Origin of the sequence: Psychromicrobium xiongbiense (assembly GCF_030271165.1) — a bacterium.
Classification (GTDB): domain Bacteria; phylum Actinomycetota; class Actinomycetes; order Actinomycetales; family Micrococcaceae; genus Renibacterium; species Renibacterium xiongbiense.
Map to the genome: position 1 here is coordinate 39,606 of NZ_JASSZH010000040.1, position 14,883 is coordinate 54,488.

Here is a 14,883-nt window from a genome sequence, read left to right on the forward strand (position 1 = left end):
CAGGATCAGACAGTCCAGGAGACAGTACGAGCGAGAACCAGAATCAGCCAGCGCCCGGGCAGCCAGAGCCCGGCGTGCCGGAATATCCAACAACGCCGTACACCGACCAGACGGTTCGCACGCCAGCAGTCGGTATGGGTGCCGGGGCTGCTGCGGGCGGTGGCATCGCGGTGGCGGGAATGTTTCTGACCGTCTATTTGGCCACAATGGGCCGGGTGCACAACTACTGGCTGGTCAATCTGCCACTGCTGGTGCCCATCGCCGCAGGCATTGTCATGCTCTTCTTCGCTCAGACACGCAGGTTCGCTACCGGCATGCTGATTGTCGTGTTCTCGACCTGGATACTTGTGGTCGGGCCGTGTACTTCCGGCATTCATTAATTCTGGGCACCGAGAAATTCAGCCACCGATTTCCTCGATCCCGTCCACGGCTGAGCCCGCTTCGGCATCGCCGGGCGCCTCCAACGGCAGCAGCACCGTGAAAGTGGCTCCGCCGCCCGGAGTGGCGCTGACCCGGACGCTTCCGCCGTGTGATGCGACGATGCCCGCCACGATGGCCAGGCCCAGTCCCGAGCCGCCGGTATCCCTGCTGCGGGACGATTCGGCACGGTAGAAACGATCAAAGATCTTCGCGGCTTCCTCCTCGCTGATCCCGGCCCCGTGGTCTCGCACCTGGAGGACGACCTGCCGGAGGCCGTCCTCCTCGCGGACCCCCAGGACCAGCTCCAAGGGGCTGTCCTCCGGCGTATAGCGAAGCGCGTTGCCCATCAGATTGGTCAGGACCTGCCGGATGCGGCTCTCGTCGGCCACCGTGCGCAGTTGAGGTGCGGGGCCGCCATCGAGCCCCACCACCGCGATCCTGCGGCGGGGTGCCCTGGCCCGGGCGTCCACCACGGCATCGTGGCCCAGCACCAGCAGGTCCACCGGTCCGCGGGCCAGTGGGCGCTGTTCATCAATGCGCGCCAGGACCAGCAGATCGCCCACCAGGGCGCCCATCCGCTGCGCCTCGCCCTCAATGCGAGCCATGGCCGTTCCCACCTGCTCCTGCTCCACCAGGGCGCCCTGTCGGTACAGCTCGGAGAATCCGCGAATGGTGACCAGCGGCGTGCGCAGTTCATGAGAGGCATCAGCGATGAAGCGCCGCATGCTCTCCTCTGAAGCTTTGCGGACCTCAAAAGCTGATTCGATCCTGGCCAACATGGTGTTCAGCGACTCGGAGAGCCGCCCCACCTCGGTGGCCGGATTGGCCACGTCCACCCGTTGCGAGAGGTCTCCAGCCGCAATCATCGCCGCGGTCCGCTCCACTCGCCGGAGCGGCACGAACGCCCTGCTGACAATGAGAAAGGCCGTCAGGGTACCGACGATGACGATCAGCACCCCGGCTGCGATCATCGCAGTGAGCAGCCTGGTGGCGGATTTGTCGAACTCGTCGTAGGTGATCGCGATCAGCATGTAGCCGGTCAGCGGTGGGGCCGTGGGGTTGAGTCCGCTCAGCGGTACGGGGGCGACGATGAGCGCCCGCCAGGTGCCCGGCCCGCTCTGATCCTTGAGGTCGAAGGGTACGCCGTTGTGCGCCACCGCCTGGTCCAGCGTCAGTTCAGCAAAGACCGGTTTCTGGGTCCCGGGGTTGGAGCTCTCCCGGGAGACCGAGCCATCACTGGAAACAACCTTGGCGTAGAGACCGCCCACCTGGCTGCCCACACTGGAAGGGGTGAAACCCGAGCCGAGAATGGAGGACTGCACGATTCTCAGCTGAGAATCCATCTGATCGACCAGGAACTGGCGCATCAGGGAGTTCGCCACCGCGCCGAAGAAGACCAGCGCCAACACCAACAGAGCACTGATCACGGCCACCAGCTGGGTACGCAGAGAGGCCCGGTGCCAGAGGCGGAACAACGCTACCTTTTTTCGCTCGTACGCAGGACGTAACCCACTCCGCGTTTGGTCTGGATGAGGGGTGGCAGCCCCGGGTCAGTGTCGATTTTGCGGCGCAGATAGGAGATGTAGGACTCGACGATGGAGGCATCGCCATCGAAGTCGTACTCCCAGACGTGGTCCAGGATCTGGGACTTGGACAGCACCCGGTTGGGGTTGAGCATCAGGAAGCGCAGCAGCTTGAACTCGGTGGGGGAGAGCTCAATCGTCTGGTTGCCGCGTCGGACCTCGTGGGCATCGTCATCGAGCTCCAGGTCGTCCACCCGCAGGATCGCGTCGTCATCCTCGGCCGGGCGGGTACGGCGCAGTACCGCGCGAATCCGGGCCACCACCTCATCGAGGCTGAACGGTTTGGTGACGTAATCGTCGCCGCCGACGGTCAGACCGGTGACCTTGTCCTCAGTCTCGTCCCGGGCGGTCAGGAACAGCACCGGGAAGTGCCTCCCTGAGGAGCGGAGGCGCTTGGTCACTGCGAAGCCGTCCATGTCCGGGAGCATGACGTCCAGGACTGCCAGATCCGGGCTGTATTCCTCCGCCGCGGCCAGCGCTTCCCTCCCGTTGGCGGCGGAAACCACCTCAAAACCGGCAAAGCGAAGGGAGGTGGAGAGCAGGTCGCGGATATTGGGCTCGTCATCCACCACGAGCAGCCGGGCTTCGGGTCCATTCTTCTTCATCTACCCATTATCTGGTGATTTCCTGAGAGTCGGCTGGACGTTTGCCGGAGGTGTGAGGTGCAAATTCAGGGACTCGGCTCAGGCGGTGAGGATCAACCCGATAACCCCGGAGCGGAGCAGGATGACGATGCCGAGCGCGAGATAGACCGCGGGTATGGCCCAGTGCCCGGCCCTGCGGCACAGCGCACCTACTGCCGGGTGCACGGTCAACCAGAAACCGGCAGCGCACCACAGGGCGATCATCACTGCGAAGATCAGCACCGTGAGGCTGGCCTCGAGCGGCGTCAGGGAGTGGAACAGTGGGATGTACACCGAGAGATTGTCGCCGCCGTTGGCCACCGTCACGGCGGCGATGGCGGGCAGGGCGAGCGAGCGCGGTGCCGCTGCGGGTTCCTGCCGGGCCGCGGCATCCTGAGCCCCGGCATCCTGGCCCCCGGGGTCGGGACGGTGCCTCGCGCCGATCAGCCGGATCAGGCCATATGCTCCCAGGCACAGCGGCACCAGACCGAGCAGGCCCACCCAAGGCATCGCCACGACGGTGAGTGCCTCGGCGCCGAGCAGGGCGGCAACGGTCAGAATGCCAATGCCGAGGTACTGGCCAACCCAGATTCGCCAGAGGCCGGGGGAGGGCAGGCTGCGAGCAGAGACGAACAGCACGGACAGCACCAGGAGGTCATCAAGGTTCGTGGCGGCAAAAGCACCCACTGCCGTGAGCACGGTGCCGATCAGGGTGTTCATCTATTCCGAGGGTATCCGTTCCAGCTAGCGTCTCGCCCGGCCGTCTGTGTTAAGCCCGGTATCCCGGCTCAGGGGCGTCAAGGTTTTAAGCACTTACCAACTCGCACCGCTACCAGATCACTGAATTCCCGGGGTCCTCCTGCACGCCGCTCCCAGTAAGTGCTTAAAACTTTGACACTTCCCACTACAGGTGGTCAGAGATCGCTGGTCAACCTCTATGTTTAGCCTTCGGCAATCGCATCCTTCGCGTCCAGAATCCGGTAGGCATAACCCTGCTCGGCCAGGAAGCGCTGCCGCCGCTGGGCAAACTCCTGGTCCAGGGTGTCCCGGGCCACCAGCGTGTAGAACCTGGCCGAGCGCCCATCAGCCTTGGGCCTCAACAGCCGGCCCAGCCGTTGCGCTTCCTCCTGCCGGGAGCCGAAAGAACCGGAGACTTGGATGGCGACCGAGGCCTCGGGCAGGTCAATCGAGAAATTAGCCACCTTGGAGACCACCAGAGTGTGGATCTCCCCGGCCCGGAAGGCATCAAAAAGGCGCTGCCGCTCCTTGACCGGGGTGTTCCCCTGGATCGTCGGAGCATCGATCAGCGTGGCGATCTCATCCAGCTGATCCAGGTACTGGCCGATCACCAGCAGCTGCTCGCCCCGGTGAGATTCCACCAACTGTTCCACCACCGTGGTTTTGGCCGGTGAGGTCGCGCAGAGCCGGTACTTATCGGCATCATCCGCTATCGCGTAGGCCATCCGCTCGTCCTGCGGAAGATCCACCCGGACCTCCACACAGTCGGCGGGCGCGATGTAGCCCTGGGCCTCGATGTCCTTCCACGGTGCGTCATAGCGTTTGGGGCCGATCAGTGAGAAGACCTCGCCCTCCCGGCCGTCCTCGCGGACCAGGGTGGCGGTCAGACCTAGCCTGCGCCGGGCCTGCAGGTCCGCCGTCATCCGGAAGATCGGTGCGGGGAGCAGATGCACCTCGTCGTAAATGATCAGGCCCCAGTCGTTGTCGTTCAGCAGCTCCAGGTGCGGGTAGAGGCCGCCACGTTTGAGGGTCAGCACCTGGTAGGTGGCGATCGTCACGGGGCGCACCTCCTTGACCGAGCCGGAGTATTCGCCGATCTCCCCTTCGGTGAGCGACGTGCGCCGGAGCAGCTCCTCGCGCCACTGCCGGGCGGAAACCGTGTTGGTGACCAGAATCAGCGTGGTGCTACTGCTGGTTGCCATGGCGGCCGCGCCCACCAGCGTCTTCCCCGCACCGCAAGGGAGCACGACGACGCCGGAACCCCCAGCCCAGAAGTTTTCCACCGCGAGCTTCTGATAGGGGCGCAACTGCCAGTCCTGCTCCTCCAGACTGATCAGATGCGGAGTGCCGTCGACGTATCCGGCCAGATCCTCGGCCGGCCAGCCGATTTTCAGCAGCAATTGCTTGAGGGTTCCGCGCTGAGATGAGTGCACCACCACGGTGTGCGGGTCGATCCGCGGGCCCAGTAGTTCGCCGATCTTCTTGGCACGGACGACTTCCTCCAACACCGGGAAGTCATCCGTGCGCATCACTAGCCCGTGCACCGGATCCTTCTCCAGGCGGAGTCGGCCGTAGCGGCTCATCGTCTCCTCGATGTCGATCAACAGTGAATGCGGAACCGGGAAACGCGAATACTTCAGGAGTGAATCGAGGACCTGTTCGGCATCCAGCCCGGCCGCGCGGGCGTTCCACAGCCCCAGTGGCGTGATCCGGTAGGTGTGCATGTGTTCCGGAGCGCGCTCCAGCTCGGCAAAAGCCGCCAGGGTATGCCGGGCTTCAGTGGCCAGAGGGTGGTCCACCTCGAGGAGTACGGTCTTATCACTCTGCACGATGAGCGGGCCCTGGGGCACCTGTGGTCCTTGTGCCGAGGGCTGGGAGGGCTCATTCATGGGCGGGGCCTTTCACGGCATCGAGCAGATCGACGTCCAGGATCCGGTGGATCGACATGAGGCGTTCGGTGTCCCGCACCGGGTCAAAGACCCTGACCCGGCCGGAATTCACCGACAGTGGAACAAGGCGTAGCCGTTCCTGATTCCCTTCAGAGTCCACCACGGTCAAAGCCACCTGCTTCCTGGTCCGGATCGCCTCACGCAGGGTTTCCAGACCGACCTGGGGAACCAGGGTGGAATGGAACGGTGCGCTGGAAGGGCCCTGACGAAGACGGGTCAGCTGGATTTCCCATTCAGCCCCAGTCTCATCCGGAGGGTGCCCGTCCAGACGGGACTCCAACTCAGTTTCCAGGGCAGACGCCTGAACGGTGACCTCAGCCGAGGAGCCCGGTCGGCCAGCTGCAGGTTCCAGCACCGGGGAATGGCCCACAGCGCGAAGTCTGCGGGACAGTTCGGCCGGGCCGACGGGGCTGATCAGAACTCCTGGTGCCATCTCGCGCAGACCCAGATCGCTCAGCGCCGAGTCGTGGGCGACGGCCAGCAGCCCAGCGGCATCTGCTCCGGTCAGCACGGTGGCGGCAGGGGTCAGCCGGATGATGCCATGCCGGCTGGCGGCATCCCGGATCAGATACTCGAGCGGCTGCGGGATGGGCGTGGCACTGTGCTGCGCCAGAAAGGCGAGGACGCCCTCTGCCTCCCGTCCGGCATCGAGCGCCCTGCGAAGGCTGTCTGCAGAGAACCGGTAGAAGGCTGCGGGTCCGCGGCCCTCCCGGTCCGCCAGCAGCGCCAGCTCCCGGCTGAGCGCGGGTTCCAGGTATCCGGGCGCGACGGCGGTCAGATCGGCCTGGAGAAGTATGGTGCCCAGAGGAGCCGGCAGGCTGGTCCGCAGTGTCTCCTCGGCCTGGCTCTGTTCACCCCGGGCGAGGAAGGCACCGAAGCTGCTCAGCGTTCCGGCTCCGGTGATTCCCAGCGCCTCGGCTTCCGCGAGTACGTCCTCGGCAAGTCTGCCGACCCGACGCCAGAGCCGTGGCCGCAGCCAGGCAGCCTGGCGGAGAAGTTCTGAGGGCTGTTCCGGGTTGGCAGATGTGCCCAGAACGTCCAGCAGTAGGCTGCGCAGCGCCGGCGCATCGGCACGGCGCACTTCAGCGGACAGGGCATTGATCGTAGGTGCTGCGGGCCGTCCTGAGATGGAGGCCTCGGCTCGTCCGATGAGCGACGGCGCGCGGTCCATCTGCAGCCAGGCCTGAGTCAGTGCGGACCACTGCTCGACGCGGGGAAGGACAAACCACAGAACGTCCGGACCCGGGTGGGCTGTTGAGCTCCGGGCCGCACTCCACTGGGAGGTCTCCGCCAGGAGCTCGATCATGCCGGAGGCCGCGAGTAACTCCAGGAGAAAGGCAGCCCTGCTCTCGTCCACGCCAGCCTGCTGGCTGAGACTGCGCAAGGCACGCACTCCCACCCCGCCGTGACGCAGAGTCGGTACGGGAGCGTGCGTCACCGATTCCATGAGGATGGAGGCATCGTGCAGCAGCTCGGTGACAGCAGCCAGGGCGGCATTTTCCCGGCGAAGAACTGAGAGGGGCGCGCTCGCCGCACCGTGGCCTGGCGCTGCGGCCGGGAAGGTCGCAGAGAAATCAGTGACCACCGCACCTTCGCGCCAGCGAAGACCTGCCTCCCGGACCAGTTCAAGATGCGCTCCGCCCAGCGGAATGAGAAGGCCTTCTGCGAGCAGGAATCCCACGGGGCTCTGCGAATCGGCTGAATCGTCGCTGTCCGCGGGATCCTCGGTGGCGGCGGGGTTGAGGGGACGCTCCACAAGAGGTGCCGGAAGGGTGGCCAGCGGCTGAGACTCCAGACGGGTCAGAAGTTCAGAAGTTCGTTCCGGCGCCCGTTGCAGCAGCTCCGACCACCACTGTGGCTCGGCAAAGCGGTCGGCCAGGGCCTCGGAAGCCTGCGAGGCCTGGGACGCCTGAGAGACCAGTGAAGCCTGAGCCTCCACCGCGGGCTGGGTTGTCGGCAGTAGCCCCAGGCGGGTGGCGGTCGCTACCAGGAAGTCACCGCTGATCGCTGACAGGGTGTGATAACTACGGCCCAGCCCAGCGGGGTAGGTTCCCAGTACCTCGTGGAGGGCACCGACGGGGAGCAGGCCGCCCGGCACCTGGTAGAACAGTGCAAGATCATGGAGTCGATTGAGCGCGCTGGTGAGGGTGCGCTGGTTGGACCCGCGCAGCAAGGGTTTGAGAGCGGCTGGGGTGACCGGGCCGTTGAGCACCAGCGACGCCTCAATGATCTGAATCTGCGCGGTCGTGAGCCGGTCCACGGCGCGGTGCACGCTCAGCCGCGAACAGGCCCGGGCAGCGAGCGCTGCAAAATCCGGCACTGGCGGTGAGATCAGGTCCGGGCGGTCCGCACACAATGCGTGGAGGGCGGCATCGCTGCGCTGCTGAAGCTCCAGGCTGAGGGCGGCAATAGCAGACACCCTTCCCACGCTACCGCTCCGGGGCGTAGCCGTGTAGCGGGGGTGCCGATGCTCGAAGCACTCGGAACGGCTAGGCTAGAGGCAGAATACTCACCACATGCCCGCACGATGCTGCCCTCGGCACCATCTGGCGGGCATTCGATCACAAAAGAGGTAGTGACGTGCCCACCGGCAAGGTCAAATGGTTCGACACCGACAAAGGCTTCGGTTTTCTGGTCTCTGATGATGGTCAGGAGGCTTTTCTGCATATCAATGCCCTTCCCGCAGGGGTCAAGGAGATCAAAGCAGGCACTCGGGTGGAGTACGGCATCGCGGACGGTAAAAAGGGCGCTCAGGCGCTGAGCGTGCGCATCCTGGACACCCCGCCTTCGGTGGTCAAAGCCACGCGTAAGCCGGCTGCGGACCTGGTGGTGCTCGTGGAGGATCTGATCAAACTGCTCGAAAGGACGGCCAACGGTTTGCAGGCGGGCAAGTATCCTGACAAGGCCAGCGGCAACAAGATCGCGGCGGTGCTTCGTGCCGTGGCCAGCGATCTGGACGGTCAGTAGATCGTGATGTCCGAGGCACCCGACGTTCGCGCCGAGGCTCAGGGTTCCGGGACGCGTTCCGGGTCACAGCGGGGTAAGTACGGGGTCCCGGTCTGGCGTGTAGGCAAGCCGGACGCTGTGATCAGTCAGGCGGTCGATGTCGCCCGGAACGCTCTGCTCTCGATTGCCAAGGACGCGCAGATCGGCGCTCATCTGGGCGCCAAGAGCGAAGGCGAGCGGGTTGCCACCCATCTCTTTGAGTGCAAGCTTCCGGGCTATGTCGGGTGGCAGTGGTTCGCCGTCCTGACGCGCGTTTCGCGGAGCAAACACGTCACCGTCGATGAGGTCGGGCTGCTGCCCTCGGATCATTCGCTGGTGGCACCGGAGTGGCTGCCCTGGTCAGAGCGGGTCCGCCCCGAGGATGCGCAGACTGAGGACGCGTTGGCAGAGGATTCCTCGGAAGGGAGCGCTCCAGAAGAACTGGAGCCGTCCGCTGATCACGAGCCGGACGTCCTCAGCGCCCATGACACCGCTGACGAGTCAGATCTCTGAGCGCCGTACTCTGAGCGCCGCTCAGCTGGTTGTTTTCTAGCGGTTCGCCAGCAGGTAGTCGAGGCAGCCCAGCAGAGCGCTGACGTCATCGGGCTCAATGGAGGCGAAGGTGGCGATCCTCAGTTGGTTCCGCCCCAGCTTGCGGTAGGGGTCGACGTCCACCACGCCATGGGCCCGCAGGCTCCTGGCCAGCCAGGTCGCGTCCACCTCATCCACAAAATCGATCGTGGTGATCACGGGGGAGCGGAACTCCGGTTCCGTGACAAACGGAGTCGCCAGCGGGTTCTCCTGCGCCCAGGTGTAGATGCGGCTGGAAGATTCCCGCGTGCGCCCTGCCGCGAAGTCCAGGCCGCCCTGGGCGTTGAGCCAGCTGATCTGATCCGCCAGAGTGACCAGGGTGGCCAGCGCTGGGGTGTTGTAGGTCTGGTTGAGCAGTGAATTGTCCACCGCGGTCTGCAGGTTCAGGAAGTCCGGGATCCAGCGGCCGCTGGCCGCAATGCGGGCCACCCTCTCCAGCGCAGCCGGGGAGAAAAGCGCCAGCCACAGGCCGCCGTCGGACCCGAAATTCTTCTGCGGGGCGAAGTAGTAGATGTCGGTCTCGGCAAGGTCAACGGCCACTCCACCGGCGGCCGAGGTCGCATCCACGACGACCAGTGCGCCATCATCTGCGCCTGCCACGCGCTGAACTGGGGCAATGACGCCCGTTGAGGTCTCGTTCTGTGGCCAGGCGTAGACATCCACACCCGCTTCCGCGAGCGGGGTGGGGCGTGAACCGGCGGGGGCGGTGATCACGGAGGAACTCTCCAGGAACGGTGCCTGATCCGTGGCCTTGGCAAATTTGGCCCCGAACTCGCCAAAGCTCAGGTGCTGTGCTTTGCGCTCCACCACGCTGAACGCGGCGGCGTCCCAGAATGCGGTGGATCCACCCACGCCAAGGATCACCTCGTACCCCTCCGGTGCGCTGAAGAGGGTGCGCAGGCCTTCGCGGATATCGCCCACCAGGTTCCTGACCGGCGCCTGACGGTGCGAGGTGCCCAGGATGTTCGCGGAGGCGATCAGGGCATCCAACTGGGCCGGACGGACCTTGGACGGGCCGGCACCGAAACGTCCGTCGACCGGGAGCAGGTCCGCGGGAATGGTGGGAATGCTCGGCTGGCTCTCGCTCACAAGGGCTCCATCGGGTGGGGGATTTGCTGTTGCCATTCTGCCCCAGGGCGCTGCCTGCTCCCAAGCCAGGGGGGGCGGAGCCGGAGATATACCGAGATATACGGCATCGGTGGGAAGGAAACGCTGGGGGCGATAGGTTAGTACCAATGAACGTGAGGCTGCCGTACCACGATCTGCTCGTTGTCGGTGCGTGAGTCTATGGTTGGCAAGCCTTTATGGCGGGAATGGGGCTATGGTGACCGATCTGATTGATACGACTGAAATGTATCTGCGGACGATCCTCGAACTTGAAGAGGAACATATTGTGCCTTTGCGGGCGCGCATTGCCGAGCGCCTGCATCACTCGGGACCGACGGTCTCCCAGACCATTGCCCGGATGGAACGTGACGGTCTGGTGGTGGTCTCAGGGGATCGCCACCTTGAACTGACGGAGCATGGGCGCCAGCGCGCCACAGCGGTGATGCGCAAACATCGCCTGGCGGAGAGGTTGCTCGCTGATGTCATCAAACTGGAGTGGCCATATGTCCACGAAGAAGCTTGTCGCTGGGAGCACGTGATGAGCGAGCGGGTGGAGGCCCATCTGTTCGATCTCCTCGGCCGCCCGAGCGAGTCGCCCTATGGCAATCCGATTCCCGGCCTGGAGTTCCTCGGTGGGGACAAGGCTCCTGACTTTTTTGACGGCGTCGTGAACTTGATCACGGCGATGGACGACTACCGTGACGATTCGACCGTCTCCATTGCCCGTCTGTCCGAGCGTATCCAGGTGGACCCGGAGTTGCTCGGACAGCTGGAGGATGCCGGGCTCACCCCTGGCGTCACGGTGTCTCTGGAGCGAGTGGGTGAGTACATTTCGGTTCGTGTGCCGGGCGTCGACGGCGCCCTGGAACTGCCTCCGGAGGTGGCGCAGCACGTATTTGTCACCGTGATCTGAAGATCACGGAATTATTACAATGACTCACGTTTGACGTATAGTTGTTCCTTGGCGCCGAGTTCGTGGCGTCCTCTCCAGACGACACTTAACCTTGCCATCGAATGGAGTTTTCATCTGTTCCAAGGGCAAGGATGGGGGAACCAATCTGGCTCGTTGACGGGCCTTGGGGTGAAGTCCTCAGCGCGGCGCGATGCGCCGTGGTGCAGGGCCGGATTGCTCTGATCCGAATCCGACAGCTAACTCCGTAGGTGCCCGAGAGGAAACTATGACTGCGAGCCTCGATGAGGTACGTGCTCCCAGCCAGCACGGTCGGCGTCGCGCCGCACTTCCTGCCCCGCTTCACGCTGCGGGGCTTAATTCTGTAATGCTTAATTCTGTGGGGCTTGAACCCTCTGGGCTGCCACACGCTTCAGTCGATGGCACCCTCGCTCACACTCCCGGCCCGAGGCGCGCACGCCGCCTGGATGCCGTTACCACTTCCGTCACAGAGCCTTTCCCGCCAGCCGAGCCTCCAGTCGCGCAGAGTGCCGGCTCCAGCCTGCGCCCGCGGGATGCGGCACGACGGGCTCGTCAACTCGAATCGGCAGGCCTGACGTCGGCTGGCCTGAAGTCGGAGCCCACCCCCGCAGTAGCCAGCAGCCCGGTGGTCGCTGTCGCTCCTCGGGTCGCTGAAGAACCTCGTCTCTCGCTGACCGAAGCCGTAGCCGCAGCTCTGTCCGAGCAGGAGCCGCTCCGTCGTCCCCGTGAGCGACAGGCTGCCAGGATCGCGCCGGTGGCGATCGGTACGCCTTCCGCTCAGGCCCATTCTGCTCAGGCCCAGCCTGCCCCGGTTCAGTCGACGTCCTCTCAGGCTGCTCTGCGAAGGGCCCGAAATACCCTGGGTTCCCGCACAAAAACCCATTCTGGCTCCCGCTGGATCACGGTGCGGACGGCTCAGCGTGGCAGCATTGTGCTGGCCGCAGCGGGCCTGGCTCTCGCCGTCGTGGTGCCGTCCTCCGCTGGCCTGCTGCCGGCATCGGCGACTTCCGCCCAGGCCGAGAGCGCGCCCCAGCCGTCGTCCTCCCGGGTTACAGCGGATGCGAAGGTCACGCTGAAGTTCGATGGCGCTCAGGCAGCCAGCTCGACGGACCCGGACAGCAAACTCCATGACGCTCTGAAGGTCTCGGCGGACAAGGTAACGGCAGCGGCTGCCAAGGGCGTGCTGGCCGCACCTCTGGCGCCTCCTCTGGTACCCACCTCTCCCTTTGGCTACCGGGTCAATCCGTTGACCGGGCAAATGGGAGACATGCACACCGGTCAGGATTTCGCGGTGGCCTGTGGTACTCAGGTGTTCGCTGCAGCGGGCGGGACGGTGACTTTCGCCGGATGGTCCAATAATGGTGGTGGCAACCGGGTGGAGATCGATCACGGTAACGGTCTGACCACCACGTACAACCACAATTCCGCGATCAAGGTCACGGTTGGCCAGAAGCTGAACCGTGGAGATCTGGTTTCCTTGAGTGGCACTACCGGTGCATCCACCGGCTGCCATCTGCATTTCGAGGTGCTGATCGACGGCAAGCCGGTTGATCCACTCGGCTGGTTGTAGACATCGGTTCCTGAGAGTTTCCTGGTTTCCTGGGAGATTCCTGAGTGGCCTGCAAGCGGTGCGTTCGCAGTGCTGGCGCGGGATTCGCCGCGCGACCTCCGTCATCCTTTCGATACTTCGGCGCCGAATGATCTCCTTTTCCGTGACCTGAATGTGACATTGCTGAAGAGGTACGGTAACGTCTTCAGTGCGCGGTCGTTTACCGACGACCGCGCCTCTGGGCGGATTGCTTAGCTCTGCCACCGACCAGAGTCCGTTCGCACATTCGTCTGGCAGAGGCGGGGGAACCAATTGTGGGCTTCTGTGAAGCCCTTGGGGTGAAGCCGCGTCATTCTCCTAACGGAGAAGAACGCGGCCGGGTGACTCCCATCCGAATCCGACAGCTTACCTCGCAGGCTTTGGGAGAGGTTTAGTGTGTCTTCAACGACATTGAATGCCCGGCACCGCGCTGCCGGTAGTGCAGCCAGTCCGCTGACTGCAATTTCCAAAGCGGTAGCCTCCAATGCAGGCTCCTTCGGTCGCCAGGCGGCCGTCGTTGTGGCCGCAGCAGGCCTGGCCGCAAGCGTGGGCATCCCCGCAGCGGTCGCTGCTCCTGCAGATCTTCCGGTGGGTACCGTTGCTGCAGTTGATACTGGCGCTCAGGCTTCCGCTCAGATTATTGTTCCCAGCTCCGCACAGGTTGCGTTTGAGCAGGTTCAGGTTTCCTCGGCAGCTCCCGTTGTCCAGAAGGTCGCCGCTGCGGCTCAGCAGGTCACTCCGACTGTAGCCAAGCCTGCTGCTACCAAGGCTCCGGAAGCCCCTGCCGCTCCTGTGGCTGGCGGCAAACTGGGTGCGGTGGCTGCTGCAGCTTATGGCGGCATCGGCGTTCCCTACGTCTGGGGAGGCACCACCAAAGCCGGTTGGGATTGCTCCGGATTCGTCCAGTGGGCTTTCGCTCAGGCGGGAATCAGCATTCCTCGCACCAATCAGTGGTCCGTGATGGTCCAGACCTCAAACCCGCAGCCTGGCGACCTGGTCGTCCAGAATGGCGGATCACACGTGGGTGTCTATGTCGGTAACGGCATGGAGGTCAACGCTCTCAACCCCAGTCAGGGCACGCAGCTCACTTCGGTGGCCGCTGTTGGTTCGGCTGTTTTCTACACGCTCCCTTAGAGGCCTGGCCTGGCGGGTGCGACAGCCCGCGGAACACCTCCTGTCGCTCCCCGCAATCCATAGCCACAGAGAATCGAAAGTGAGCACTTCATGAGCAATCGCGCAGGAATTGCCCGGCACCGTTCGGCGGCTCCCAAGACCAGCTCCCTCGCCATCATCGCCAAGGCCGTCGGCGACAACGCCGGCGGCGTTGGGCGTCAGGCCGCCGTGATCGCTGCAGCATCGGGCCTGGTGCTCACCACTGGACTCGCTGCGAACGCTGCGACGACCACTGAGCCGCAGCAGGTCGACAACAAGGCGACCCTCGCGGTGGACAGCACCGCGCCGGTGGTGACTGCCTCCTCTACCGTCAAGATCGAGTTTGAGCAGGCTGTGGTGTCCTCGACGCCGTCGCCCAAGCCTGTTGTCACGGTTCAGACTCAGGCCGCGAAGCCGGTTCAGCAGGCCGCAGCTCCTGTCGCTGCTGCCAAGCCCACAGCCGCTCCGGCCACCCCCGCCCCGGCGGTGGGCTCCGGTGTGGGCGCCATCATCGCTGCTGCTGCCTACTCGCAGCTCGGTGTGATGCAGGACTGCACCGCACTGGCCTCCAACTCGCTCGCTGCCGCTGGTATCTTCTACCACGGCTGGCCGGCAGGTTACCTGTCCTTGGGTCGTACGGTCAGCCAGGCTGAAGCTCAGCCCGGCGACCTCATCTACTACGCTAATGGCGGTGCCGGCGCGGCTCATATTGCTGTCTACGTGGGCAACGGCATGGCTGTGCATGGTGGATTCAACGGAAACCAGACCAAGCTCTTCACGGTCAACGTGGGCAGCGGTCCGGTCTTCATCGCTATCGGTCACTGATCATCGTTGGTCGATCAGGGCAGTAGCTCCTGAGTAACGACGTCGTAGTAGGGCTCTCACCTCCGGGTGGGGGCCTTTCTACGTTTTCTGGACACAGTCCGCCACACTTCACGGGTTTAGCCCTATAACCCTTAGCCGCCGTCTGCTGTCACCAGGTCCCGGTTCGTGGAGTAGTGAAGCGGGCCCGGGGGACCGCGGTCGCCCGGGCCAAGGCCGGATCCTCCAGTGCGGGTACTGCACTAGGGGAGCCTCTGCGCAGTTTGAGCAGCCTGCAATCTGGTTCGTAGGCCAGCTAGTTCGTGGGGAGGCCGAAATTCCGCGTGTTTTCAGGGTTTTTAGACTGGTGCTGGGGTTGGGTTTGTGTTGGGGGGTGGTGTGGTGGTAGTGTTTT

At 64.4% G+C, this 14,883-nt stretch carries 13 protein-coding genes and 2 riboswitches; of the genes, 7 read left to right on the forward strand and 6 right to left on the reverse strand.

All coding sequences use genetic code 11. From position 1 onward, the window contains the following. Positions 1-74: 74 nt before the first annotated feature. Positions 75-380: a hypothetical protein gene (locus tag QQM37_RS13225; protein WP_285728083.1), complete on the forward strand. Its 306-nt coding sequence runs from the start codon at positions 75-77 to the stop codon at positions 378-380. 18 nt (positions 381-398) lie between these two features. On the opposite strand, the gene QQM37_RS13230 is transcribed toward QQM37_RS13225, so the two are convergent. The 5 genes from QQM37_RS13230 to QQM37_RS13250 all read right to left on the reverse strand — a co-directional run bounded on the left by QQM37_RS13230 (position 399) and on the right by QQM37_RS13250 (position 7,732). After that, entirely contained in the window at positions 399-1,895 is a 1,497-nt protein-coding gene (locus QQM37_RS13230) for a sensor histidine kinase (RefSeq protein ID WP_285728084.1), read from the reverse strand. A 2-nt stretch (positions 1,896-1,897) separates the two neighbouring features. After that, entirely contained in the window at positions 1,898-2,608 is a 711-nt protein-coding gene (locus tag QQM37_RS13235) for a response regulator transcription factor (protein WP_285728085.1), read from the reverse strand. 78 nt (positions 2,609-2,686) lie between these two features. After that, positions 2,687-3,346 (reverse strand): cadmium resistance transporter, encoded by a 660-nt coding sequence (locus QQM37_RS13240; RefSeq protein ID WP_285728086.1) that lies wholly within the window; start codon positions 3,344-3,346, stop codon positions 2,687-2,689. A gap of 221 nt (positions 3,347-3,567) precedes the next feature. Continuing rightward, the gene (locus tag QQM37_RS13245; RefSeq protein ID WP_285728098.1) at positions 3,568-5,214 is read right to left on the reverse strand and encodes a DNA repair helicase XPB; all 1,647 of its coding nucleotides are present in this window, start codon (positions 5,212-5,214) and stop codon (positions 3,568-3,570) included. A gap of 31 nt (positions 5,215-5,245) precedes the next feature. Then, positions 5,246-7,732, reverse strand: a complete 2,487-nt coding sequence (locus QQM37_RS13250) for a helicase-associated domain-containing protein (RefSeq protein WP_285728087.1) — start codon at positions 7,730-7,732, stop codon at positions 5,246-5,248. Positions 7,733-7,893: 161 nt separating this feature from the next. Here QQM37_RS13250 and QQM37_RS13255 point away from each other — a divergent pair, with 161 nt between their 5' ends. Both QQM37_RS13255 and QQM37_RS13260 read left to right on the forward strand, forming a co-directional pair. Next, positions 7,894-8,280, forward strand: a complete 387-nt coding sequence (locus QQM37_RS13255; protein WP_285728088.1) for a cold-shock protein — start codon at positions 7,894-7,896, stop codon at positions 8,278-8,280. Between the two features lie 6 nt (positions 8,281-8,286). Next, positions 8,287-8,811 carry a DUF3027 domain-containing protein gene (locus QQM37_RS13260; protein WP_285728089.1) on the forward strand — a complete coding sequence of 175 codons (525 nt, stop codon included), beginning with the start codon at positions 8,287-8,289 and terminating at the stop codon, positions 8,809-8,811. 36 nt (positions 8,812-8,847) lie between these two features. On the opposite strand, the gene serC is transcribed toward QQM37_RS13260, so the two are convergent. Beyond that, positions 8,848-9,978: a phosphoserine transaminase gene (gene serC, locus QQM37_RS13265; RefSeq protein WP_285728090.1), complete on the reverse strand. Its 1,131-nt coding sequence runs from the start codon at positions 9,976-9,978 to the stop codon at positions 8,848-8,850. Between the two features lie 235 nt (positions 9,979-10,213). Here serC and QQM37_RS13270 point away from each other — a divergent pair, with 235 nt between their 5' ends. The 4 genes from QQM37_RS13270 to QQM37_RS13285 all read left to right on the forward strand — a co-directional run bounded on the left by QQM37_RS13270 (position 10,214) and on the right by QQM37_RS13285 (position 14,492). Then, positions 10,214-10,909 (forward strand): iron-dependent transcriptional repressor DtxR, encoded by a 696-nt coding sequence (locus QQM37_RS13270; RefSeq protein ID WP_285728091.1) that lies wholly within the window; start codon positions 10,214-10,216, stop codon positions 10,907-10,909. 101 nt (positions 10,910-11,010) lie between these two features. Next, positions 11,011-11,175: riboswitch (cyclic di-AMP (ydaO/yuaA leader) on the forward strand. Positions 11,176-11,273: 98 nt separating this feature from the next. Further along, positions 11,274-12,497, forward strand: a complete 1,224-nt coding sequence (locus QQM37_RS13275) for a peptidoglycan DD-metalloendopeptidase family protein (RefSeq protein WP_285728092.1) — start codon at positions 11,274-11,276, stop codon at positions 12,495-12,497. A gap of 241 nt (positions 12,498-12,738) precedes the next feature. Beyond that, a riboswitch (cyclic di-AMP (ydaO/yuaA leader) is annotated at positions 12,739-12,909 on the forward strand. Positions 12,910-12,911: 2 nt separating this feature from the next. After that, positions 12,912-13,649, forward strand: a complete 738-nt coding sequence (locus QQM37_RS13280; RefSeq protein ID WP_285728093.1) for a C40 family peptidase — start codon at positions 12,912-12,914, stop codon at positions 13,647-13,649. Between the two features lie 90 nt (positions 13,650-13,739). Next, a complete protein-coding gene (locus QQM37_RS13285; RefSeq protein WP_285728094.1) occupies positions 13,740-14,492 on the forward strand; it encodes an NlpC/P60 family protein in 753 nt (250 codons plus the stop codon). The last annotated feature ends 391 nt before the right edge of the window (positions 14,493-14,883 follow it).

Bases quoted from the DNA above. Each gene is read 5' to 3' on its own strand.
- QQM37_RS13235 (WP_285728085.1), bottom strand. From the start codon at position 2,608: ATGAAGAAGAATGGACCCGAAGCCCGGCTGCTCGTGGTGGATGACGAG.
- QQM37_RS13240 (WP_285728086.1), bottom strand. From the start codon at position 3,346: ATGAACACCCTGATCGGCACCGTGCTCACGGCAGTGGGTGCTTTTGCC.
- QQM37_RS13260 (WP_285728089.1), top strand. From the start codon at position 8,287: ATGTCCGAGGCACCCGACGTTCGCGCCGAGGCTCAGGGTTCCGGGACG.
- QQM37_RS13275 (WP_285728092.1), top strand. From the start codon at position 11,274: ATGCTTAATTCTGTGGGGCTTGAACCCTCTGGGCTGCCACACGCTTCA.
- QQM37_RS13285 (WP_285728094.1), top strand. From the start codon at position 13,740: ATGAGCAATCGCGCAGGAATTGCCCGGCACCGTTCGGCGGCTCCCAAG.